Here is a 19,939-nt window from a genome sequence, read left to right as displayed (position 1 = left end):
CCACCACTGTCAGGCGAACGGCTCCGACATCACCCAATCAAGTTCAGTAGCGGCCGGAGTTAGCTCTCCTGTTGGCCAGCCGGTGCGTTCGGTCGGTGCCATTCGCTCTCCGGGGGCACCCCGTCCGGCCAGGCGAAGCGCAACTTCCCGTCCGTCGCGGCGACCAGCCACTGGCCAAAGGTGATCCCTTGCCGCCAGCAGTCACCGTCCGCGTTGGACCACATCGCGCCGTCCGGGTCGCGGAAGTCGATCATCGACCACATCGTGCAGCCCCAGTCGTAGAGCGGCACGACACCTGCAGGAATGCGCCCGCTGGGGTCCGGCCCGTTCTCGTAGGGAACTGCGATGTGCTCCTGCCACGACCCCACATCAACTGGCGGGACCCCGTCGATGGGGCCGAAGCCGCCGTTGGACACCTCGGTGTAGAGACGCCGGAGAAGCGCGGGGAAGGCGAACCCGATGACGCGTTCCGCCTCGGCAACGGCTTCGGGCGGCGCCGGCGGGGGCGCCTGCCGTTCCTGGGCGATCCTCCGGCAGACGTCAATGATCTCGTCATCGGTCACCCGATGAGCGTATGGGCCGACTCGGACAGTTGACGCCGTTCTTCCAGCGCGCGGGTCCGATCCCATCGTCAGCCGCCCTCTGTCACCCGAACAGGCGACACAGCAGACCTGCCGAACGAGGACTGTCCGCACCTCAGGAACTGGGCACGTTCACTCGTTCGTCGCTGAGCACATTCATACGCACGCCGACATTTGTCGGCGTACGGGCCAGTGTGCACCGCTGTGTACAGCTGAAGGTGCACGCCTCGGAGCCGGCCCCATCGGTGATGTCCCATGTCGGCTCACCGTCACGATCGGCGTGGCACCTCAGGTGTGCGACGTCGTCAGATCGAGTGGTCATTGACTGGAATGAGAGAGGAGCCCTCGCCCCCACAGCCACTCATCGCGACAGAGAGCCGATCTTCCGTTGGGCACTGCCGTTTGCATGCCAGTTTCGGGTGCGCGCACCAGCCGAGGTGCAGGGCGGCTGCTTCCTATTCGGGGCGGCCGTCGGCGAGCCACTGGGCGAGGCCGCGCAGCCCGACCGCCCACCGTCCGAGGTCGGTGACCTCGGTATGGTCGGTGACGACGGAGAGCAACTCGGCCACCGCCTCGTCCGGCCGCTGGGCATCGTTGAGGGTCAGGGCGCGGAAGACGCGGACGGAGTCGGAGTCGGGGAATTCCCTGCGGGCGCGGTCGAGCACTGCCAGCGACTCGTCCAACTCGGCCAGCCACCTCAGGGTGCTGGCGTACTGGCACAGGCACCGGCGCAGGACGTCGCCTTCGAGGCCGAGGGCGAGCGCGCGCTCGTAGTAGCCGCGGGCGGTCTCTTCCTGGCCCGCAGTGTCGTAGGCGCCACCCACCTCGTACACGAGGACCGGGTGGTCCGGGTGTTCGGCAAGCAGCGCCTGGAAGTAGGCGATCGTCGGCGCCATGTTCGCCCGGTCGCGCTGGTCGTAGCCACGCTGGATCGCCTCGGCCAGTTCGGGCGTCACGTCGGTCGTCACCTCGGTCGTCACTGCTGCGCCCCCACGCGTACGAGTCCGGAAATCAGCTCACCTTATCGGAGCCTCGCCCGCAGGCGCCCACCTGTGGATCGGCCCGGCGTTTGCAGCTCTCGTTCGTCCTTATGAGCCGCCCCGCCCGGGACGCGGCGGCAGGCACGTCGCGTTAAACAGACATGAAGCATCCATCGGCCAGTCCCGATCCGGCGCAGCCTCCGGACTTCCGGGAGTTCGCGGTCTCGCGAGGACGTCATCTCCTGCGCACTGCGTACCTGTTGACGGGCGGTGACGCGCATCTCGCGGAGGACCTGGTGCAGGAGGCCCTGGGCAGGGTCTACGGACGGTGGCGCAAGATAGCCCGGTTGGGGAATCCGGCCGGCTATGCCCAGACCGTGCTGGTCAATACCTTTCTGTCCCACCGTCGACGGCGGGCGAGCAGTGAGCAGGCGACCGACACCTTCGACGAGGTCACGGTCAGCGATCCCGATCCCTCGCTGCGGCTGACCCTGCTACGGGCGTTGAGTGCGCTGCCCCCGCAGGACCGCGCCGTGCTGGTCCTGCGTTTCTGGGAGGACCGCAGCGTCGAGGAGACCGCCGCCGTGTTCCAACTGAGCGCCAGCGGTGTCCGCTCGCGCAGCAGCCGGGCGCTGGAGCGCATCCGCGCCGTCCTCGGCGACCAACTCGACGAGCTCGTCCGTCACTGACCCTCGCAGGAGAGTTCTCCCCATGCCTTCCGACAACGCCGTCTCCGAACTGCTGCGGGACGCCGCCGATCTCGCCCCCGACACGCCCGGCGAGATGCTGGCCGATGCCGGCGAACGCCTCGGTCGGCGACGTGTCCTGCGCCGACGCGCTGCCGTGGCCGCAGCAGCGGGCGCCGCGGTGACACTGGTCGCTCTGGGCGGCATCGCTGTGCAGTCGGGCGGTGCGAACGCACCCGCGGCCGTCCGCCGGACAGCCAACCCGGCCGTCACGGGCCAGTTCATGATCGACACCTTGACGTCGCTGTTGCCGCCCGGTCGGGTCGACGACACGTACGGCGAGGGCTCGGACGCCCAGTTCGGCGGCCCCTTTGCGCACATCGCGTACGACGACGGCCGGGGCGCTTCGGCGATGACCGTCAGCACCGACTGGGTCGCGCTGCCGATCGGCCCGGGGACCGAGGGCACCCAGTGCGTGGATCCGACCGAGCGTCCCACCGCCGGCTGTACCCGGACCGTGGGTACGGACGGCTCGATCCTCGTCATTCAGAAGTTCACCCCCGAACCCGGTGGCGGCCCCACCTCCACCTGGACCGCGATCTGGACCGGCTCCGACGGCCGCCGCGTCCGCCTCTCCGAACTGAACTCCCGCACGGCCGGCCTGCCACTGACCCGCACCGAACCCGCCCTGTCCGTCGAGCAGTTGGCCGCGGTGGTCAGCAGCCCGGCGTGGAACCCGGTGTTCGAGGTGTTCGCCACCTCGACCAACACTCCTGCGAGCTCCCAACTCCCGCTTCCCGACGCCATCTTGGCCACGGCCGAAAGCCTCTTGCCGTCGGACGTCCAGCGTGACCGCGGCAGCACTCCGCAGACCACCCCGGGCGCGGCCCATCTCATCGTGACCGTCGACGGGCGGACCAGTCTGCTGTCCATCTCGGTCACGCCGCAGTGGATGAGGGACGGCAATCCGCGAAGCCTCTTCGCCGACCTCGCCACCGGCGGGCAGCCGACCCGCACCCAGAGCGGCGCCGACGTCGTCACCTCGACCTCCGGCGCCACCAAGAGCTCCCCCACTCCGCCCGTCCGCTGGCTCGTCGACGCACTCCTCCCCGACGGCACCCGCGTGAGCATCTCCGAGAACAACGGCACCACCGGCTACGACGCCCAGCCCGGCAACCCGGCCCTGACGCTCGACCAGCTCACCGCCCTCGCCGCCGCCACCGCATGGCAGCACTGAACGGCGGCCAGGACGAGCGCGGCGGAGAGGGCGAGCGCGCCGGACAGGGCGACGAGGGCGGCCGAGGCACGGCGCCAGGACCGGCGAGGAATGATCACGCGGCATCCGTACCGGGCCCGCCCGCCGACGTCGGAGATCCGCCTCCGGTCGTGGGCGCGCCGGACCGGGGCCCGACCCTGGGCGGCAGACCACCCGGCGGGACCGTCACCGGGATCGCCGGGTGGCGACGTGTCGCCGGCGCCAGGCAGGGAGGACCGCAAGTCCGAACAGCCCGAACGCGCGCCGCCCGTGCAGCCCGTCCGCCAGCTCTGCGGCCGCTGCGCCGTCCGGCACCTCGGTCCGCACGTCGGCCTTCCCGGCCTGCTCGGTCACCGGGTCCTCCTGCTTCTGGTCGCCGTGATGGCGGTGATGCCGAGGGCGCGCAGCTGCTCGACGCCTTCGCGCGCGGCCCGGGCACCACACCGGGCGGCGTCGGTGGCGACGGTGCGCAGCCGGCTGGACGCCGGTCCGCGTGGGCCATCGAGGACAGTGCCGGCGTGAAGACCTGGAGAGACGGCCTCCCGCAGATACCCTTCGCCCGCTCGACAGCCGCCACCTCAGGGCCGCCCGGCCCCAGCAGGCCGTCCGGCATTCCCGGGCGGTGACGGCCGTCGGCTCGTCGGGGCAGCCGCGCCGGTGGCTGTCGGCTCGTCGGCATGGGCAACCGCGCCGGTGGCCGTCGGCGGAGCGGGCGCCTCGACCGCCCGGTCGTCACATTCCGATGAAGTCCACTGTCTGCGCCAGGTCCGCCCGCCCGGTGTGCAGCCGCGGCACGTCCTCCTTCTCGAACCCGACCGAGACACCACAGAGCAGTACGAGCCGGGCGTCGGCCCCGACCAGTTGGCCGACGGTCCGGTGATACATCGTCCACATCACCTGAGGGCAGCTGTGCAGCCCTTCCGCCCTCAGGAGCAGCATGACCGTCTGCACGTACATCCCCGCGTCCGCCCACTGCCCGGGGCCCATCGTCCGGTCGAGGTAGCAGAACAGGACGACCGGCGCCCCGAAGGCGTTCGAGTTCAAAGCGGCGATCTTGGTGACCCGGTCGGGGTCGTCGCGCTCGATGCCCAGTGCTTCGTACCGCTGGGCGGCCGCGGCGGCGAAGCGGTCCGTGTACGGCGAGGCCAGCTCGTCCGGGTACATCGGGTACTCGCGTGCGTCGCCCGGGTCGCCCGCCAGCGCCCTGGCCGTCGTACGACTCTTCAGCTGGGCCAGGGGCTCGCCGGCCACGACATAGGTGTGCCACGGCTGGAGGTTCCCGCTGGAGGGAGCCCGCGTCGCCGCGGTCAGCACTCGTCCGAGGAGCCGTCGGGGCACCGGTCGTAGGCTCGCCGCGTGGAATCGACGACAGCCGGCGGCCGCCGGGTCCGGGTCCTGGTGGCCGATGACGAGGCGATGGTCCGGGCCGGGGTGTTGGCCGTTCTGGCCAGGGACCCGCAGGTCGACGTGGTCACCGAGGCGGGCGACGGTCGGGAGGCTCTCGTGCTCGCCCGCCTGCACCGGCCGGACGTGGTCCTGCTGGACATTCAGATGCCCGGCATGGACGGGCTGACGGCGGCCGCGCGGCTCCGTCAGGAGTCGGCCGGAGTGGGTGTGATCATGCTGACGACCTTCGGTCAGAACGAGTACATCACTCGCGCTCTGGAGGACGGCGCCGACGGCTTCCTGTTGAAGGCCGATGATCCGAGGGAGTTGCTGAACGGTGTGCGGGCGGTGGGCGCCGGCGGTGCCTACCTGTCCCCCCGGGTCGCGGGTCGGGTGGTTGCAGGGCTGCGTGCCCGTCGGGTGGCGTATCCGCGTCGTTCGCTGGAGGGGCTCACGGAGCGGGAGCGCGAGGTGCTGGCCGGACTGGCTGCGGGGTGGTCCAACGCGGAGATCGCGGGTGGTCTGCATCTGGTCGAGGGCACGGTGAAAGCCCATGTGAGCGCAGTGTTCTCGAAGTTGGGCGTGCGCAACCGGGTGGAGGCGGCCATCGCCGCGTACGAGGCCGGTCTGAGGCCGCCGCGCTGTGCCTGATCCAGTGCCGGCACCCCCGGCACCCACGGCCCGTACCTGATCGGTGTCGGCGTTCCTCCGTGCCGTGGTGGCGGGGCGGGCTCGGAATGCGATGGTGGTGCGGGGAGTTGACGGTGGGACAGGGCTTGTCGGTGCAGCGGGGAAGGCGGTGGCACGGATGGTGCGTGCGGTGTGGAACGGCGCGGTGTTGGCCGAGTCCCGGGACACGGTGCTCGTGGAGGGCAACCACTACTTCCCGCCGGACGCGTTGAACTGGGACTTGTTCGTGCCCAGCGACACGACGACGGCCTGTCCCTGGAAGGGCACGGCCCGCTACTGGACGGTCTCGGTGGACGGCGTCGAGAACTCGGACGCCGCCTGGTACTACCCGGAGCCGAAGCCGGAGGCCGAGCACGTCCGTGACCGGGTCGCGTTCTGGCGCGGGGTGGAAGTCGTCACGGGCGAGTAGCAACGCCACGGACCGGGGCGGCGGGGCGGTTCGGTGCCCTGGCCGCCGGGTTCGGCGTGCCTGGACGCGCGGCGCTGCTCGGGCGCGCTCGTCCGGGGTGGCCGCGACGTGCGGCCGCCTGCGGATGCGTCCGGGTGCCGGCACCGGCCCCGCGACGGGCAACCAGGTCAACGACAGCAATCTCCGAGTCAGCTGCGGTACCTGCGGCTACCGGTCGAGGGGTACGCCGATGGCGCGGTCGTCCCAAGGCTGCTGGCTCGTCGCCGGACCCACCCTCACCGGTGAGACCGGCCGATACACCTGCGCACCTGACGGCCGTCGGGCGACAGGACGGGGGGAGCGACATGACTCGATCCGCAGCTACGTTCAGCTACTCGGCGGGCAGCCCCGTGGGGAAAGGCGATGCCTGCGGTCCGCCGCAGTCGCGCCGTCGCCCGCGAAATCTCCCACCGGGTCCAGGGCCTGCCGACGCCCACAGCCGCCCGTACCCGGTCAGTGGACGAGCCTCGCCAGTAGCCGCCGGCGGCAAACCGGATCCGCTTCCGCCTCTTCGAGCGGTGCGACGGAGCCGCGGCGATGTCGTTCGTGCCGGCCGGCAGTCCGGGCCGAGACCCGGACTGGCTACGCCGAAGGCCGCCACCGAGACACACCTCGGCGCCGGCCTTCGGAGCTTCCCCGACCCGAGCGATCCGCTCCGCCTGACCCGGGGTCAGGCGCACGGCACAACCCCCCGTTGCCGCCCGGGTTCACGGCCGCGGTACGTGGACGATCTCGCAGCCGATGCCGGAGACGCCGGCCATTCTCCGGCAGGCGCACCGCGTGGCCTTCGACGGCGAGGACGTCCTCGACCAGGCGCTCGGCCTGGTCGGCTCCGGCGACGCCGTGCGGGCAGGCGTCGATCACCGCCGCCATTACGCGGCGCGCGACAGCTTCGAGACCGGGACCCGGGGATGGGAGCACGCCGGATTCCAGGCCGAGGCGTTGAGGGAACGGCCGACAGTCGGCGGGTGACGAAGCTTCAGTGCAGGACGACGGGTGCCCCGGTGCCTGCTGCCCCGGTCGGAAGTTCGGCGGCCGGCCGGAGGTCCCTCCGTGTGCCCGCGGCGTCCCGGTGTCAGTGGCAGTGGGCAGAGTGCCGGGCATGTTCGAGGGACTTGACGACATCGACTGGTCGAAGATGCACCACGCCTACGGCACCGCGGAGGAGGTGCCGGCGCTACTGCGCGAGCTCGGCTCCGCCGAGGAGGAGACGCGCAGCCGTGCGCTCAGCAGGTTCTACAGTGCCGTGCACCACCAGGGCGATGTGTACGGGTGCACGGCCGCGAGCCTGCCGTTCCTGTTCGAGCTGGCGCAGGACGCTGCCGCGCCGGGGCGGGCGGCGGTGATCGAGCTGCTGGTGAGCATAGGTGAATCGGCAATCGAGCGCCTCGCGTTCGAGCGAGACCACGCACAGGACAACGAGGAAGCGGACGCTGCCGCCGAGGACGCCGAGGACGACTACTGGGACTACGTCGGACACCCCGGGGCGGCGACGCTGGTACGGGAGCGGGCCGAGGCGTTCATCGGATTCGCCGCGGCGGCGGACCGGCTGGTGAGGCAGGCGGCGATCCCGGCGCTCGGGCTGTTCGTCGACGACGCGCAGCGCGCCGTCGCCGTGCTGCGCGAGCGGCTCGCGGCCGAGCCGGGTGCGGTGGAGCGCCTGCTGGTCCTCCGGACGACGGCCGTGCTGGCGCTGCGGCGGCCGGAGGTGTCGGAGTTCGCGACCGCATGGTTTGGCGAGCTCCTCGACGACGCGGCGCTGGATCCGACCGTCCGGCTGGGCGCACTGGTCCAGCGCGCCCGCTGCGTCCCGGAGTTCGACGCCCAGGAGGCGGTCCGGGCGGCGGTCGGCCTGCTGCGTGAGCAGCCCGCCCCGGCCGAGGACTGGTGGCACTCCCCGGCCCCGGCCGCGCCGCAGCCCGCGATCGAGCCCGGCAGCGCGCCGGCCCACATCATCGCCGCGTTCGAGGAACTCGCCCGGCACGGCAAGGTCCACTCGCCGGTCACCGCACTGCTGAACACCTTCCACGAAGTGCTGGACGGTCGGGTGGCCGAGCGCACCGAGCTCCTGGCCCAGCAGCTGCGCAGCGAGGACGCGGGCGCCCGGGTGGACGCCCTGCGGATGGCGAAGGAGCTGATCCAGGCCTGGCGCGGCGACCACGGCCCGCTCGTCGCGCTGATCGGCGACCACCTCGCCGACCCGCACCCCCAGGTCGTCGCGGAGGCCGCCGCCGCCCTCGCCGCGTGCGGTCCGCTCGCCGAACCCGCCCGCCCGGCCCTGGCCGCCTTCGTCACCGAGCAGTGCGGCGGCCAGTGCGGGCAGTGCGGGCCCCGCACGTGGGCCCATCCCCGGCGCGAGCTGCGCCGGGCCCACCAGGAAGCCGTCCTCGCGCTGGCCGGTCTCGGCGACGAGCGGGCGCTGCCGAGCCTGCTGGTGGCACTGGACGACGGGGTGGACGCCTGGCGCGCGGTCCGCGCCGCGGGGCGCCTGCCGGGTGCGGCAGGGGAGTTGGCGCCCCGGCTGGTCGACCGGCTGCGCGGGTTCGACCTGGATCAGGAGCGGACCGAGCAGGAGGTGGTGGGGGTCCTGGCCGCGTTGGGCGACCTGGCGGACCCGGCGGGGCTGGGCGCGGTCGAGGAGGTGCTCGACCGCGCGATGCGGGGCGGACAGTGGCCGATCGTCCACTTCGCACTGCGGGCGCTGCGGCAGTTCGGGCCGGCGGCGGCGTCCGCCCGGTCGGCGATCCGTGCCCTGGCCGAGCCCGGCGGGCCGGGGGACGCCGAGACGGCGCTCGCCGCGGTCACCGCGCTCTGGGCGGTCGGCGCCGACCCGGACGAGGTTCTGCCGCTGCTGCTGCCCGGGCTGGACGGTGACGGCGGGCCGTTCAGGGCCGGCGACATCGACGACGTCGCGGGCCTGCTCGGCGCGATCGGCCCCGCGGCCGCCGCCGCACTGCCGCGCCTGCGGGAGCGGGCGTCGGGCCGGGGCTGGCCCGGCGTGCACTGTGCGGCCGCGCTCTGGGACGTCGGCGGCGAGCACGAGGCCGAGACGGTGCTGGACGTCCTGCTCCCGGCCTGGGCGGACAACCCGTGCACCGGCCGCGTCGTCGTGCCCTGCCTGGAGCGGATGGGCCTCGCCGCCCGCCCGGCCGCCCCCGCACTGCAGGCCCAACTGGCGCTGCCCGGACGGGGCAAGAACCTGTTCACGACGATCGAGGAGGACGAGGAACTGCAGCGCGCCTGCCGGGCCGTCCTCGCCCGCCTCGGCGAGCCGGACGCCCAGCAGGATCCGCACGGCCCGACCCGGCCCGACCGGATTGCCGGCACGTTCGCCTGACCACCCCTCTCCCGGGCCTCCGAGTGGCGGGCCGTCAGGGCGGTGCCGGTGCCGAGCAGCCGTGGCGCTCGGCGGAGTGCCGGGCGACCGCGGCAAGGGCGTCCCGCGTCGAGGAGTTCATCGGTTCGAGGCGGCTCCCCGGATCCTCGGCCGTGCCGCCGGGGCACTTCACGGTCGCCCGGCCGAGGCTTCCGTCGACGCCCGGCCCGGTCGATCCCCGGCCCAGACCGACGCCGTCCCCGGCCTGGTGGGCGAAGAGAGGGTGGTGGGCGGACAGTCTCAGGCCCACGGTCTCGGGGTCGTCGGGCATCAGGACGGCCCAGTCCTCGATCGGTGCGGTGCCGTCGGCCGGCCCCGCGCGTCGGCGGATGCCGGCCTCGGCACGGGATCGGGCCGGTGCGCTGCCTCAGCGCCCCGGGAACCGGCCGCCGGACGGGTGGTGACGCTCACGCAGACGAGGGTCCTGCAGCGCCGACCGGCCTTCGCGGGCAACTCCTCGGGAACGCGCCCAGACACCCACGTCAGGAAGGAAGACGTCATGTCCGGGAAGTTCGAGATCTACGAGGACAAGGCCGGCAAGTTCCGGTTCCGGCTGAAGGCCGGCAACGGCGAGATCATCGCGGTCGGCGAGGCATACAACTCCAAAGGCGCCTGCGAGAAAGGCATCGACTCGGTCAAGCGGAACGCCCCGACCGCCGAGGTCAAGGAGATCCCCCGGGAGGCCGCGATGAAGTGAGGCCGGGCCCGTGCCCGCGTCGCCGGGCTCCTGACAGGCAGACCTGACCGCCCGCCAGGAGCCCGGCGACGGGTCGGCCCGCCGACGGCCGGGATACCCCGTCAAGTGCCAAGGACCGTCTCCTCGTGCCCAGGGGCGCCGAGATCGCCGGGCGGTTCCGGTCGTACCGGACCCGGACCCGGACCCGGTCGCGGATCGGGCTCAGGGCGGATGGCGATGGTACTGACGGTGCCATCACTCCGGACCGTGGTGTTCATCATCAGCCCGTCCAGGGACACCACGATGAACTCCGGGACGGCCCCGACGCTTCGTCAGACCGTTGACGGCGCTTCTCGCTCGAACTCGATACTCCCGGGGGCTCAGCATGATGCTCGGCTCAGCGGTGATCGAGGTCTCGGCTGTCGAGATAGTCGATCAGCGCGGCTTCCTTGCGCAGCAACCGTTCGCGGTCATCGGCCGACAGCGACGCAAGGGCGTCGAGCAAGACCCGCTCGCGGTGGACGTAGACCATGTTGCCCGAATAGATCCGGCACCCCGAGCACCAGTTGAATCCGATGCATCGCTCGAACCTGGAGGACTCAGGCGAATGCACACGGTACTGGTAGGAGCGGAGTGGCTCCCGGCGCACCGTGCAGACCCAGCGTTCACGGTCACGAACGCACCAGCCGGTTTCGCCCCTGCGCCAGGCCTTGCGTCCGGCCGGTGCTCTTCAAGTCGTCATGACGATCATTCTGCCTCGTCCTCAGGAGGTGCTCGATCGCTTCTGGCCGGCCTCGGCGACCGCGTGCATGAGGTGGCTGTCCAGTACGGCGTGACCGTCGACGCGATCGACGACGAGTTGCAGGTGGTGTCCATCGCCGATCGGTGGTTGCGTCATCTTCGGTTCGCGCGTTCGCGCGCGGAATCGACGACCAAGGCCCATGCCGACGGTGTGGCCCTGTACCCCGGCTTACGCACGGGTGTCGCTTCCGTGGCCTTCGTCGCCACGGCCGGCATCGGGAGGCGAACGCAAAGATACTGACTGCGTTCCTCGGCCCAAGCAGCAGTTGAGGGCTGCACCCCGACGCAGACTGCAGCCCTCGGCGCAAGTGCTTACGAAGGCCAGCCGCCATACGGCACGGTGATGAGTTCCATCGCGTGGCCGACCGGGTCCATGAAGTACACGCCGCGTCCGCCATCGTTGTGATTGATCGCGCCAGGGTGCTGCCGGTGCGGGTCGGCGTAGTGCTCGATACCGCGCTGTGTGATCCGCGCGTATGCCGCATCGAACTCCGCCTCGGAGACCAGGAAGGCGTAGTGCTGCGGGGTGATCTTGTCTGCGGGGATCGTAGCGAAGTCCAGCGTGACGCCATTACTCAGGTCGACCGCGATGAACGGGCCCCACTCTGCGGTGATCTCAACGCCCAGCAAGTCCGTGAAGAACTCGGCAGACTCCCGATTGTCCCGGGCATGGACGATCGTGTGGTTCAACTCAACTGACAAGGAATGCCTCCGAGGGCATCTCCCGACACCTCCATGCCTCACCCAGTCGGCGACCGGCACGCGATGTTGCCGTGGATCCTAGCCGTTGTTCCAGCGCGGCGGTAGGCGATCAGGATTGCGGCTATGCCGACCGCGGCGAGGAAGCGTTCCTAGCAGCGGTGCAGGCCCCGACATCCGGCAGGCCGGGGCGACCACGCGGAGCGATGTGCTTGCCCGAGCAGGTCCGCTGCACGCCCGGCCGCCGGCCTGGCCTTCCCTCATCCGGGGCCAGCCGATCGTGACAACCGGCAGCGGACAGAAAGGCCCCGGGACATTCGGACAGTTCCAATACCCGACGTCACCGTTAGTACGGGACGAGCGCGAGCGCGAAGCGGTGGACCGGGTCACGGCCCTGCAGTTCGACCGGCACGGGAGCCGGGTCTGGTGCCAGGTCCAGGGACTGCTGGACTCCGAGCACGTGCGGCGCGCGATCGGCGAGATCGCGACCGCCTACGGCGTCTGCAAGGAACCTTCCAACGTCGCGGCCGGCGGCCATGCCTGTCCGCTCCGCTTCCACTGCCTGGGCTGCGAGCACTTCCAGACCGACGTGTCCTACCTTCCAGATCCGGAACGCTACCTCGCCGACCTCCTGCGGAGCCGCGAGAAACTGATGTCCGCGTTCGAGGCGGACGACTGGGCCCGCTCCGAGGCGATGCCCTCCGAAGAAGAAATCCACCGCGTTCGCCGGTTGATCTCACGGGTCAGGGCGGACCTTGCCGGCCTGACCGCCGAAGACCGCGCCCGGATCGAGGAAGCGGTCGCCGTCGTCCGCCGCGGACGGACCGTCCTTCTCGGAATGCCGCAGCCGCGAGTCCAGCACGGGCTGCTGGACGCCCGTCCGTGGACGTCCGTGTGATCCCCGCGATGCACGCCGGCCGACAGGCCGACTCCGACCGGCGCCGCCAGCGGGTGGTCGCCGCGATCAAGAACGCCGCGAAGAACGGCACCCCGATCAGCGTCTCAGGCATCGCCCGCCAGGCCGGGGTGGATCGAACATTCCTCTACCGCCACCGCGACCTCCTCGTCCTGGTCCACGCCGCTGAACTTGAGCCGACTGGCCATGACCCGGCTGCGGGGCCGCCGGTCAGCCGGGCCTCGCTCCAGGCAGACCTCGCACATGCCCAAGCCCGCAACGCGCGCCTTGCCGCCCGCATCCAGCAGTTGGAGCTCCGGCTGTCACAGGTTCTGGGCGAACAGGCCTGGCGCGAGTCGGGGTTGGGCGCCCCAGCCGACATCGACGAACTCCAACGAACGATCACCGGACTGGAGCAGAAGAGCGTCGAGCTGACCGCTTCGTTGGAGGACATCCGTGCCGAGCTCGCTGCCGCGCGAGAGGGTAAGCGGTCCTGACGATCAGAGCGGCGAACTCGTCCCGCCCGATGATCTCCGGCAACACCTGGACGCTCCTCTGCCTAACCCTCGCGGTTGGGGCCCGACTGTCCCACGGAGCCCTGACACGGACACGGCCTACCGGGCCCGGGTGCCACGGACGGGCGGGTGGGTGGGAGGGGCCGGGGGTGACGTTCAGGCGGGTGAGGCGGCGGAGGTGTTTGGTGAGGCGGAAGGCGAACTCGGGGTAGTCGCCGGCGGTGCCCCAGAGGGCTTCGGCGAGGGCGCAGAGGCGGGGGAAGGCCATGTACTCGACCTGGCGGGCGGTGGGCATCAGTTCGGTCCACAGGCAGCCCTGGGCGCCCAGGATGTGGGCGGCGGCGTTCGGCGGAAGGCCGGGCTGGAAGGTCTGCCTGCCGACCTGCGCCAGCGACTTCCACGGCGCGTCGGGAGAGGTGCCGCCGTTGGTGTCGCTGCCCGCCGAGGCGGACACGTAGTAGGTGGTGCCGGCGGCGTGCGCCGCCGGGGCCGCGAACGTGGTGAGCGCCGCGGCGGCCAGGGTGAGCGCGCCCAGGCCGCTCAGGCCGCTCAGGCGTGCGGGAACCGGGGTCACGTGCTGCCCTCTCCTGGCGTGGGGTTCACGGGGGCCGTGCGAGCAGTCGGACCGAACCCGACTGCGGGGGCGGCTACTTGGTCGCGCCGAGGGTCATCCCGTGGTGGAGGACGCCGAGATCGGCGAGGCGCTGGAACTGCTGTGGGGCCGCTCGGCGGTGAACACCTGGAACGCCCGCCGCGGCGCCGTGCTGTCCTGGACGGGCTGGTGCTCCGAGCGCGGGTACGAGGGCCCGACGGTCCCGGCCTGGGCAGAGCGGCTGGCAGTACCGGACTCCGAGACCCCGGCCCGATCGAAGATGGCCGTCGACCGGCTGATCGCCCGGCGCGAGGTCCACCTGCGGGAGAAGACCCTGTGGCGGATGCTCTACGAGACCTCGGCCAGGGCGGAGGAGGTCCTCGGTGTGAACATCGAGGACCTGGACTTCGCCGGGCGTCGCTGCCCGGTCAAGGCGAAGGGCGCCCGGACCAAGGCCCGCCGTCGGGGCCGGGCCCGCGAGGACTACGTGCTGGAGACCGTGTACTGGGACGCCGGCACCGCCCGGCTCCTGCCCCGCCTGCTGAAGGGCCGAACCCGCGGGCCGGTGTTCGTCACCCACCGCCGCCCGGGGCCCGGCAAGGTGCTCTGCGCGCGTGACGTCTGCCCGGACACCGGGTTCGCCCGGCTGTCGTACGGGCAAGCCCGCGCCCTGCTGGACGAGCACACCGCCGTACGCGGACCTGGAACGGGCTGGGATCTGCACGAGTACCGCCATTCTTCCCTGACCCACCTCGGCGAACAGGGCGCGTCGTTGCTGATGCTGATGGCGAAGTCCCGGCACAAGAATCCGGAGAACGTCCGCCGCTACTTCAAGCCGCCCCCGGAGGCGATCGCCGAGCTCACCAGCCTGCTCGCTCCCGGCGACAGCCGTCGCTGACTGCAGGAGCTGGTCGGTCAGCACCGCAGGGTGGATGCCCCGGGCGAGATCGCGCAGCTCCTGCAGGCAGGCCCTCACCCCCAGCATTCCCCTGGTCTGGCCGGTGCCGACTGCACGAGGCGTCAGTGCTGTTCTCCCGACGACGCAGTCCGGTGAGAAGGAACTCTCTGCGACGGCGGTCCGCCGGCTCTCGGGGTGTGACGGCGGTTTCTTCAACCTGCTCCGACGTCGTGATCAACAGCTCGGCGGCCAGGCCTCGCGAGCGATCCGGCCGGTCGGCGGACCGGGTACAACCCCAGGCGAAGCCAGGCCGCACCCGCACAGGGGCGGCCTGGCGGGGAGGATCCGGCCGACGTACGCGACAACAACATGCCGACAGGTGCGTCGGCAACATCCGATAAGATGCCGACATCTGCGTCGTCAAGTTTAGGCAAAGAGGCGGCGTGGCCAGCCTGTCGTGTCCTCATTTCCTTCCTCGCTCGGAGAGCTCCGTGTTCCTTGCCCTACGCGATCTGCGCTTCGCCCGCGGTCGCTTCGCCCTGATGGGCGCGGTGGTCGCGCTCATCGCCGTACTCGGTGTCCTCCTGTCCGGACTCGCCTCCGGTCTGGCGGACGCCGGTATATCCGGGCTGCGCGCGCTGCCCGTGACCCACATGGCCTTCGACGAGAAGGCGACCAGCGAGCAGTTCTCCCGCTCAACCGTGGAGCAGGAGGACTGGCAGACCTGGTCCAAGACCCCAGGAGTGGAGCGCGCGGAGCCGTTCGGGAACACCCTGGCCAATGCCCAGGTGACCCAGGGCGCCATGAAGGGCGAGCAGGTCAACCTCGCCGTCTTCGGCATGGCACCGGACTCCCCCCTGGCACCCAGCCCCGGCAAGGGTGAGGGCCTGAAGGAGGGCAGTGCGGGCATCGTGATCACCCGGGAGATCGCCGACCTGGGCGTGGAGATCGGCGATGTGCTGACCGCGGACAAGAGCGAGGTGCGGCTGAAGGTCGTGGGACTGGTCGACGAGACCGTCTCCTACGGCCACATCGGCGTCGTCTACGCAGACCTCGACACGTGGCGGCATCTGCACTACGGCCTGCCCGGCGACCTGCCCGAGGCCGCGAGCCGACAGGCCACCGCCGTCGCCCTGACCCTGAAGCCGGGCACCGACGTCGCCGCGGCGGAAAAGGCAACCGGGACCCTCGCCGAGACCAAGGAGGCCACGTTCGACGCGTCCCCCGGTTATGAGGCCGAGTCGAGCACCATGGCCCTGATCAAGGGATTCCTGTACGTCATCTCCGCCTTGGTCGTCGGCGCGTTCTTCACCGTCTGGACCGTCCAGCGCAAGCCCGAGATCGCCCTGCTGAAGGCACTGGGCGCCCGCACCGGGTACATCCTGCGCGACGCGCTCGCCCAGGTCGTCGCCGTGCTCGTCGGAGCCACGGCCCTCGGCACCGCCGTCGGCCTGGCCCTGGGCAGCGCGATGATCGGCAAGGCCCCCTTCTCCCTCTCCGCCCCGGCCATCGCCACCTCCTCCGGCCTCCTCGTCGTCCTCGGGACCGTGGGCGCCGTCGTCGCCGTCCGCCGCATCACCGCCGTCGACCCCCTGACCGCTCTGGGAGCCACCCGATGACCACACCCGCCACCGACCACCAGGCCGCCGCGGACACCGACCGCTCCGGCGGGCTGCGCCTGGACGACGTCACCCTCACCCTCGGAGACGGCGATACCGCCGTCACCGCCCTCGACCACGTCGGCCTGACCGTCGCCCCCGGCGAGTTCGTCGCCGTCGTCGGCCCCTCCGGATCCGGCAAGTCCAGCCTCCTCGCCGTCGCCGGCGGCCTCCAGCGGCCCACCTCGGGCACCGTGCACATTGCCGGCACCGAGCTGACCGCCCTGTCGGACAAGGAACGCACCGCCGTCCGCCTTCGCCACATCGGCTTCGTCTTCCAGCAGTCGAACCTGCTGGCCTCCCTCACCGTCAGGGAACAGCTCCTCTTGCCCCTGCACATCGACGGACGCCTCGACACCACTGCCCGGGCCCGCGCAGACGAACTCATCGAAGCTGTCGGGCTGACCCACCGCGCCGGCTCCCGTCCGCACCAGCTGTCGGGCGGCGAGCGCCAGCGCGCCGGTCTGGCCCGCGCCCTGATGACCTCCCCCGCCGTCCTGCTGGTGGACGAACCCACCTCGGCACTGGACCGGGTACGGTCCGCCGAGGCGGTACGACTGATCGCCGAACAGACCCATGAGCGCGGAACGGCCACGGTCATGGTCACCCACGACACGGCGATAATGGACGCTGCCGACCGGGTGTACGAGATGGTCGACGGACGCCTGTCCTGACGGGCGGCCGCCAACCGGCACCGCATTCCCGGCCCTCTCCACCCCTCCAGGAGCCCGCCCGCATGCCGAAGATCAACGCCTCCACCGTCGCCGAGCACCGTGCCCAGCAACGCGAGGCGCTGATCGGAGCGGCGATCGACATCCTGGTCAACGAGGGCGCCGCCGCCGTCACACCGGCGGCGGTCGGCGCCCGCGCGGGCCTGGCCCGCTCCAGCGTCTACCAGTACTTCGACTCCTCGGCAGCCCTCCTCGCCACCATCACGGAGGAAGCCTTCCGGCGCTCCAACGAGGCACTCACCCGCGCCATCGCCACCGCGAACGGCCCACTGGAACGCGTCGAGGCGTTCTTCGGGGAAAGCCTCCGCCTGGGCGCCGAAGGCGCACACCGGCCCGCCCTCGCTCTCATGAACGCCGGCCTCCCTCCGGCCTGCCAGCAACGGCTGATGGAACTCCACCTGGACCAGGTCGAACCGTTCCGCGCCGCCGTCCGGGAGCTCGGCGCTCCCGAGCCCGCGCTCACGGCCGACCTGATCGCCGGAATGCTGCACACCGCCTTGGCCGCCGTCGAGAACGGCACCCCCCTCGATACGGTCACACAGCGCACCCTCGCCCTCGTGCGCCGCTGCCTCACCCCGGCCGACAGCACCGCCCGCGCACCGGAAGAAGAGGCCTGAAGCCCTCGTACCGCCGAAACACCTCGGCCGCCCGCGGCCCGACACGCCCTGCGATCCGCAGCACATCCTCCCAGTTCCGCTTGATGCGCTTCAGGTCGATGCGGCCGCGGGTGGCTTCGTTGAAGGCGTCGTAGTCGGCGGTGCGGTCGATGCGCCACAGCTTCTGGTCGGGCAGATCGGCCAACTGCGGGGCGTAGGAGAACCCGGCCAGGGTGAGCAGGCCGAACACGATGTCGGAGTACGAGGCGGTGTCGTCTACCTGCTCGCGGGCATGCGGATGGGCGTCGGCGTCCTCAACGGCGGCGTCCTGCAACGCGGCCACAACGGCTCGCTCGGCGAGATCGGGGCGCTCCCCGAGATCGGCTGGAACGCCGCCCCCGGCCACCTGGTCGACGACCCCGACGCGGAATCCTCCGAACAGGCCGTCGCCGCGCTCATCGCCGCCGCGCGATCGGGAGATGCGAACGCGGCCGACCGGATCCGCCGCTTCCTCGGCGCCATCACCCTCGGCGCGGCGACCGTCGCCCTCGCCTTCGACCCCGAACTCGTCGTCGTCGGCGGCGGATTCTCCCGCGCCGACGACCTCGTCCGGGAGCCCGTGCAGCACGCCCTCGACACCCTCTGCCCGATGCCGCCCCGGGTCGCCTCCTCGACGCTCGGCGAGGACGCGGTCGCGCTGGGGGCGGTGCGGGTCGCGCTGGATCACGTGGAGGCGCAACTGGCGTGAGAGCGGCGGGAGTTGAGTAGGAGGCCCGCGAGGGCGCTCAGAGGGCCGCGAGGCGGGCGAGCGGGCCGGCGGGGTCGGGGAGGCCGCAGGCCGCGCGGACGGCGCGGTCGTGGGCGGCGGCCAGCGCGTCGAGCCGCGACAGGCGGGAGCCGCCCTGGCGGGAGAGGTGGGCGGTGATCCGACGGCGGTCCCGGTCGTCCTGGCGACGGTAGACCAGCCCCGCATCCGCGAGGGCGTCCACCAGGCGGCTCAGGCTCGCCTGTGGAATCAGCAGCGCCTGCGCCAACTCGCCCATCGACCGGCCCTCGCCGTCCGCCAGCGCCCGCAGCACCCGCCACTGGTCGACCGTGCAGTCCTCCTCCGCGAGCGCCGCCGCCAGACCGGACGTGAGCCGACGATGCGCGAGTGCCACCAGCTCCACCAACAACGGTGGCGAGCCCGCCGACCCCGGCGCGACGGTTCCGTGCGCGGCAGCCGCACCCTCGATGGCCATCCGACCCTCCCGTTCCGCGGTCCCCCCGAGCCTCGCGGGCTTTCCCGGGGCCGACATCCCGACCATACTCGCACTGGTGACGCTGGATGCCAGGCTGGTCGACCCGCTCGACGCGCTGCACCTCCCCAGGGAGGGCGGCGCGTTCCGCGTCGGCCTCGTCGTCCCGCAGTCCGGCCCGCTCGGCCTGACCGGCCCCTCCGCACTCGACGGCGCACTGCTCGCCGCGCACGAGATCAACACCCGCGGCGGCATCCACGGCCGCCCCCTCGACCTCGTCCTGGTCGACGGCGGCGGCGCACCCCGCCCCGTGGCCGCCGAAGTCCGCCGCCTGCTCGACGCCGGCGCCCTGGACGCCCTCGCCGGCTGCCACACCAGCGACGTCCACCGCGCCGTCGAGACCGTCGCCGCCGGACGCATCGCCTACATCTACACCCCGCCGCACGAAGGCGGGACCCGCCGCCCCGGCGTCCTGTGCACCGGCACCGACCCGTCCGGGCAACTCGGCCTCGCCGTCGACGAACTGACGCAGCGTCACCGACTCCGACGCTGGGCGCTGATCGGCAACGACTACATCTGGCCGCGTTCCGTCCACCGCGCCGCCGCCGCCCTCGCCACCCGGGCCGGAGCCCGGATCGTCCTGGAGCGCCGCATCCCGTTCGGCGCCGTCCAGCCGGCCGTCGAACCACTGCTCGACGAGCTGCGCACCGCCCGCGCCGACGCCCTGCTGCTCAGCCTGATCGGCCGCGACCTGGTCCACTTCAACCGCGCGCTGCGCCGCAGCGGACTCGACCGCCGACTGGTGCGGCTGTCCGGCGCGTTGGAGGAGAACGGCCTGCTCGCGCTCGGCGGCGACGACACCGGGACGCTGTACGCCGCCATGCCGTCCTTCGCCACCCTGGCCGAGGAGCCCCGGCAGCTGCTGGGCGAGCGGCACCGGGCACTGTGCGGGCCGTGGGCGCCCGTCCTGGACGCCTACGCGGTCGGCCTCTACGACGGCCTGCAGCTGCTCGCGACACTCGCCGACCGTCACGCGCTGGAGCCGCACGGCCTGGCCCGGGCGGCCGGGCGGCTGCTGCACGGAGAGCTGCGCACCGTGCACCTGGCCCGGGCCGAGGGCCTCGGTTTCACCGTCCTGCCGCCGCTTCCCGCACGCTGACCTGCGAGTACCGACGGGCGCCCGCCGTCTCGACCGGCAGAACGCAGCCGCAAAACCCTTCCATATGGAAATACTTGCC

Annotated in this window: 25 protein-coding genes and 1 pseudogene; 16 read left to right on the top strand and 10 right to left on the bottom strand. The window is 71.9% G+C overall.

Annotated features, from left to right (window positions below):
• Window positions 1-59 precede the first annotated feature (59 nt).
• Window positions 60-563 carry a hypothetical protein gene (locus ACI1MP_RS03460; RefSeq protein ID WP_404867681.1) on the bottom strand — a complete coding sequence of 168 codons (504 nt, stop codon included), beginning with the start codon at window positions 561-563 and terminating at the stop codon, window positions 60-62.
• Window positions 564-1,036: 473 nt separating this feature from the next.
• Window positions 1,037-1,561, bottom strand: coding sequence for a tetratricopeptide repeat protein (locus ACI1MP_RS03455; RefSeq protein WP_404867680.1), 525 nt, complete (start codon window positions 1,559-1,561; stop codon window positions 1,037-1,039).
• Between the two features lie 161 nt (window positions 1,562-1,722).
• Here ACI1MP_RS03455 and ACI1MP_RS03450 point away from each other — a divergent pair, with 161 nt between their 5' ends.
• Both ACI1MP_RS03450 and ACI1MP_RS03445 read left to right on the top strand, forming a co-directional pair.
• Entirely contained in the window at window positions 1,723-2,250 is a 528-nt protein-coding gene (locus ACI1MP_RS03450) for a SigE family RNA polymerase sigma factor (RefSeq protein ID WP_404867679.1), read from the top strand.
• 22 nt (window positions 2,251-2,272) lie between these two features.
• Window positions 2,273-3,484 carry a hypothetical protein gene (locus tag ACI1MP_RS03445; RefSeq protein WP_404867678.1) on the top strand — a complete coding sequence of 404 codons (1,212 nt, stop codon included), beginning with the start codon at window positions 2,273-2,275 and terminating at the stop codon, window positions 3,482-3,484.
• Between the two features lie 204 nt (window positions 3,485-3,688).
• Here the strand turns inward: ACI1MP_RS03445 and ACI1MP_RS03440 are convergent, their stop codons facing one another.
• Complete coding sequence (locus tag ACI1MP_RS03440; RefSeq protein WP_404867677.1) at window positions 3,689-3,856, bottom strand: hypothetical protein; 168 nt, start codon at window positions 3,854-3,856, stop codon at window positions 3,689-3,691.
• 378 nt (window positions 3,857-4,234) lie between these two features.
• Entirely contained in the window at window positions 4,235-4,840 is a 606-nt protein-coding gene (locus ACI1MP_RS03435) for a nitroreductase (protein WP_404867676.1), read from the bottom strand.
• Window positions 4,841-4,918: 78 nt separating this feature from the next.
• On the opposite strand from ACI1MP_RS03435, the gene ACI1MP_RS03430 reads away from it, so the two are divergent.
• The 4 genes from ACI1MP_RS03430 (at window position 4,919) to ACI1MP_RS03415 (ending at window position 9,363) form a co-directional block, all read left to right on the top strand.
• Window positions 4,919-5,539, top strand: a complete 621-nt coding sequence (locus ACI1MP_RS03430) for a response regulator (protein WP_404870762.1) — start codon at window positions 4,919-4,921, stop codon at window positions 5,537-5,539.
• A 157-nt stretch (window positions 5,540-5,696) separates the two neighbouring features.
• Entirely contained in the window at window positions 5,697-5,987 is a 291-nt protein-coding gene (locus tag ACI1MP_RS03425; protein ID WP_189275359.1) for a DUF427 domain-containing protein, read from the top strand.
• 780 nt (window positions 5,988-6,767) lie between these two features.
• Entirely contained in the window at window positions 6,768-6,998 is a 231-nt protein-coding gene (locus tag ACI1MP_RS03420) for a hypothetical protein (protein ID WP_404867675.1), read from the top strand.
• A gap of 130 nt (window positions 6,999-7,128) precedes the next feature.
• Window positions 7,129-9,363 (top strand): HEAT repeat domain-containing protein, encoded by a 2,235-nt coding sequence (locus ACI1MP_RS03415; RefSeq protein ID WP_404867674.1) that lies wholly within the window; start codon window positions 7,129-7,131, stop codon window positions 9,361-9,363.
• A gap of 34 nt (window positions 9,364-9,397) precedes the next feature.
• Here ACI1MP_RS03415 and ACI1MP_RS03410 read toward each other — a convergent pair whose 3' ends face one another.
• Complete coding sequence (locus tag ACI1MP_RS03410; protein WP_404867673.1) at window positions 9,398-9,673, bottom strand: hypothetical protein; 276 nt, start codon at window positions 9,671-9,673, stop codon at window positions 9,398-9,400.
• Between the two features lie 228 nt (window positions 9,674-9,901).
• Here ACI1MP_RS03410 and ACI1MP_RS03405 point away from each other — a divergent pair, with 228 nt between their 5' ends.
• Window positions 9,902-10,099: a YegP family protein gene (locus tag ACI1MP_RS03405; protein WP_100584533.1), complete on the top strand. Its 198-nt coding sequence runs from the start codon at window positions 9,902-9,904 to the stop codon at window positions 10,097-10,099.
• A 376-nt stretch (window positions 10,100-10,475) separates the two neighbouring features.
• Here the strand turns inward: ACI1MP_RS03405 and ACI1MP_RS03400 are convergent, their stop codons facing one another.
• Complete coding sequence (locus ACI1MP_RS03400; RefSeq protein ID WP_404867672.1) at window positions 10,476-10,610, bottom strand: hypothetical protein; 135 nt, start codon at window positions 10,608-10,610, stop codon at window positions 10,476-10,478.
• Between the two features lie 282 nt (window positions 10,611-10,892).
• Between ACI1MP_RS03400 and ACI1MP_RS03395 the strand changes: the two genes are divergently transcribed.
• Entirely contained in the window at window positions 10,893-11,120 is a 228-nt protein-coding gene (locus ACI1MP_RS03395) for a hypothetical protein (RefSeq protein WP_404867671.1), read from the top strand.
• Window positions 11,121-11,191: 71 nt separating this feature from the next.
• On the opposite strand, the gene ACI1MP_RS03390 is transcribed toward ACI1MP_RS03395, so the two are convergent.
• On the bottom strand, window positions 11,192-11,581 hold the full coding sequence (locus ACI1MP_RS03390; RefSeq protein WP_189278698.1) for a VOC family protein: 390 nt from the start codon (window positions 11,579-11,581) through the stop codon (window positions 11,192-11,194).
• A gap of 205 nt (window positions 11,582-11,786) precedes the next feature.
• On the opposite strand from ACI1MP_RS03390, the gene ACI1MP_RS03385 reads away from it, so the two are divergent.
• Window positions 11,787-12,476, top strand: a complete 690-nt coding sequence (locus ACI1MP_RS03385; RefSeq protein ID WP_404867670.1) for a hypothetical protein — start codon at window positions 11,787-11,789, stop codon at window positions 12,474-12,476.
• Window positions 12,461-12,970, top strand: a complete 510-nt coding sequence (locus tag ACI1MP_RS03380; protein WP_404867669.1) for a DUF6262 family protein — start codon at window positions 12,461-12,463, stop codon at window positions 12,968-12,970. Before ACI1MP_RS03385 ends, ACI1MP_RS03380 begins: the two co-directional genes overlap by 16 nt.
• Here the strand turns inward: ACI1MP_RS03380 and ACI1MP_RS03375 are convergent.
• Entirely contained in the window at window positions 12,876-13,442 is a 567-nt protein-coding gene (locus ACI1MP_RS03375) for a family 20 glycosylhydrolase (RefSeq protein ID WP_404870761.1), read from the bottom strand. The two genes, ACI1MP_RS03380 and ACI1MP_RS03375, sit on opposite strands and share 95 nt — an antisense overlap.
• Before the next feature lie 220 nt (window positions 13,443-13,662).
• Here ACI1MP_RS03375 and ACI1MP_RS03370 point away from each other — a divergent pair, with 220 nt between their 5' ends.
• The 4 genes from ACI1MP_RS03370 (at window position 13,663) to ACI1MP_RS03355 (ending at window position 17,484) form a co-directional block, all read left to right on the top strand.
• The gene (locus ACI1MP_RS03370; RefSeq protein WP_380331938.1) at window positions 13,663-14,478 is read left to right on the top strand and encodes a tyrosine-type recombinase/integrase; all 816 of its coding nucleotides are present in this window, start codon (window positions 13,663-13,665) and stop codon (window positions 14,476-14,478) included.
• Window positions 14,479-14,969: 491 nt separating this feature from the next.
• A complete protein-coding gene (locus tag ACI1MP_RS03365; protein WP_189275372.1) occupies window positions 14,970-16,097 on the top strand; it encodes an FtsX-like permease family protein in 1,128 nt (375 codons plus the stop codon).
• On the top strand, window positions 16,094-16,810 hold the full coding sequence (locus tag ACI1MP_RS03360) for an ABC transporter ATP-binding protein (protein WP_380331934.1): 717 nt from the start codon (window positions 16,094-16,096) through the stop codon (window positions 16,808-16,810). The genes ACI1MP_RS03365 and ACI1MP_RS03360 overlap by 4 nt, the downstream gene beginning before the upstream one ends.
• A gap of 62 nt (window positions 16,811-16,872) precedes the next feature.
• Window positions 16,873-17,484 (top strand): TetR/AcrR family transcriptional regulator, encoded by a 612-nt coding sequence (locus tag ACI1MP_RS03355; RefSeq protein ID WP_380331931.1) that lies wholly within the window; start codon window positions 16,873-16,875, stop codon window positions 17,482-17,484.
• A 16-nt stretch (window positions 17,485-17,500) separates the two neighbouring features.
• Here ACI1MP_RS03355 and ACI1MP_RS03350 read toward each other — a convergent pair.
• Window positions 17,501-17,743, bottom strand: a pseudogene (locus ACI1MP_RS03350) (Tn3 family transposase); the annotation flags it as partial.
• Window positions 17,744-17,755: 12 nt separating this feature from the next.
• On the opposite strand from ACI1MP_RS03350, the gene ACI1MP_RS03345 reads away from it, so the two are divergent.
• Window positions 17,756-18,211 (top strand): ROK family protein, encoded by a 456-nt coding sequence (locus tag ACI1MP_RS03345; RefSeq protein ID WP_404867668.1) that lies wholly within the window; start codon window positions 17,756-17,758, stop codon window positions 18,209-18,211.
• A 37-nt stretch (window positions 18,212-18,248) separates the two neighbouring features.
• Here ACI1MP_RS03345 and ACI1MP_RS03340 read toward each other — a convergent pair whose 3' ends face one another.
• Window positions 18,249-18,704: a MarR family winged helix-turn-helix transcriptional regulator gene (locus ACI1MP_RS03340; RefSeq protein ID WP_404867667.1), complete on the bottom strand. Its 456-nt coding sequence runs from the start codon at window positions 18,702-18,704 to the stop codon at window positions 18,249-18,251.
• A 76-nt stretch (window positions 18,705-18,780) separates the two neighbouring features.
• On the opposite strand from ACI1MP_RS03340, the gene ACI1MP_RS03335 reads away from it, so the two are divergent.
• Entirely contained in the window at window positions 18,781-19,860 is a 1,080-nt protein-coding gene (locus tag ACI1MP_RS03335; RefSeq protein ID WP_404867666.1) for a substrate-binding domain-containing protein, read from the top strand.
• The last annotated feature ends 79 nt before the right edge of the window (window positions 19,861-19,939 follow it).

This window comes from Kitasatospora griseola (assembly GCF_044999035.1).
In the GTDB taxonomy this organism is placed as follows: Bacteria; Actinomycetota; Actinomycetes; order Streptomycetales; family Streptomycetaceae; genus Kitasatospora; species Kitasatospora griseola.
The sequence above is the reverse complement of the archived record's forward strand: the minus strand, read 5'-3'. Positions and strand labels throughout refer to the sequence as shown.

Bases quoted from the DNA above. Each gene is read 5' to 3' on its own strand.
- ACI1MP_RS03450 (WP_404867679.1), top strand. From the start codon at position 1,723: ATGAAGCATCCATCGGCCAGTCCCGATCCGGCGCAGCCTCCGGACTTC.
- ACI1MP_RS03445 (WP_404867678.1), top strand. From the start codon at position 2,273: ATGCCTTCCGACAACGCCGTCTCCGAACTGCTGCGGGACGCCGCCGAT.
- ACI1MP_RS03430 (WP_404870762.1), top strand. From the start codon at position 4,919: ATGGTCCGGGCCGGGGTGTTGGCCGTTCTGGCCAGGGACCCGCAGGTC.
- ACI1MP_RS03425 (WP_189275359.1), top strand. From the start codon at position 5,697: ATGGTGCGTGCGGTGTGGAACGGCGCGGTGTTGGCCGAGTCCCGGGAC.
- ACI1MP_RS03420 (WP_404867675.1), top strand. From the start codon at position 6,768: ATGCCGGAGACGCCGGCCATTCTCCGGCAGGCGCACCGCGTGGCCTTC.
- ACI1MP_RS03415 (WP_404867674.1), top strand. From the start codon at position 7,129: ATGTTCGAGGGACTTGACGACATCGACTGGTCGAAGATGCACCACGCC.
- ACI1MP_RS03410 (WP_404867673.1), bottom strand. From the start codon at position 9,673: ATGCCCGACGACCCCGAGACCGTGGGCCTGAGACTGTCCGCCCACCAC.
- ACI1MP_RS03405 (WP_100584533.1), top strand. From the start codon at position 9,902: ATGTCCGGGAAGTTCGAGATCTACGAGGACAAGGCCGGCAAGTTCCGG.
- ACI1MP_RS03400 (WP_404867672.1), bottom strand. From the start codon at position 10,610: ATGGTCTACGTCCACCGCGAGCGGGTCTTGCTCGACGCCCTTGCGTCG.
- ACI1MP_RS03360 (WP_380331934.1), top strand. From the start codon at position 16,094: ATGACCACACCCGCCACCGACCACCAGGCCGCCGCGGACACCGACCGC.
- ACI1MP_RS03355 (WP_380331931.1), top strand. From the start codon at position 16,873: ATGCCGAAGATCAACGCCTCCACCGTCGCCGAGCACCGTGCCCAGCAA.
- ACI1MP_RS03345 (WP_404867668.1), top strand. From the start codon at position 17,756: ATGCGGATGGGCGTCGGCGTCCTCAACGGCGGCGTCCTGCAACGCGGC.
- ACI1MP_RS03340 (WP_404867667.1), bottom strand. From the start codon at position 18,704: ATGGCCATCGAGGGTGCGGCTGCCGCGCACGGAACCGTCGCGCCGGGG.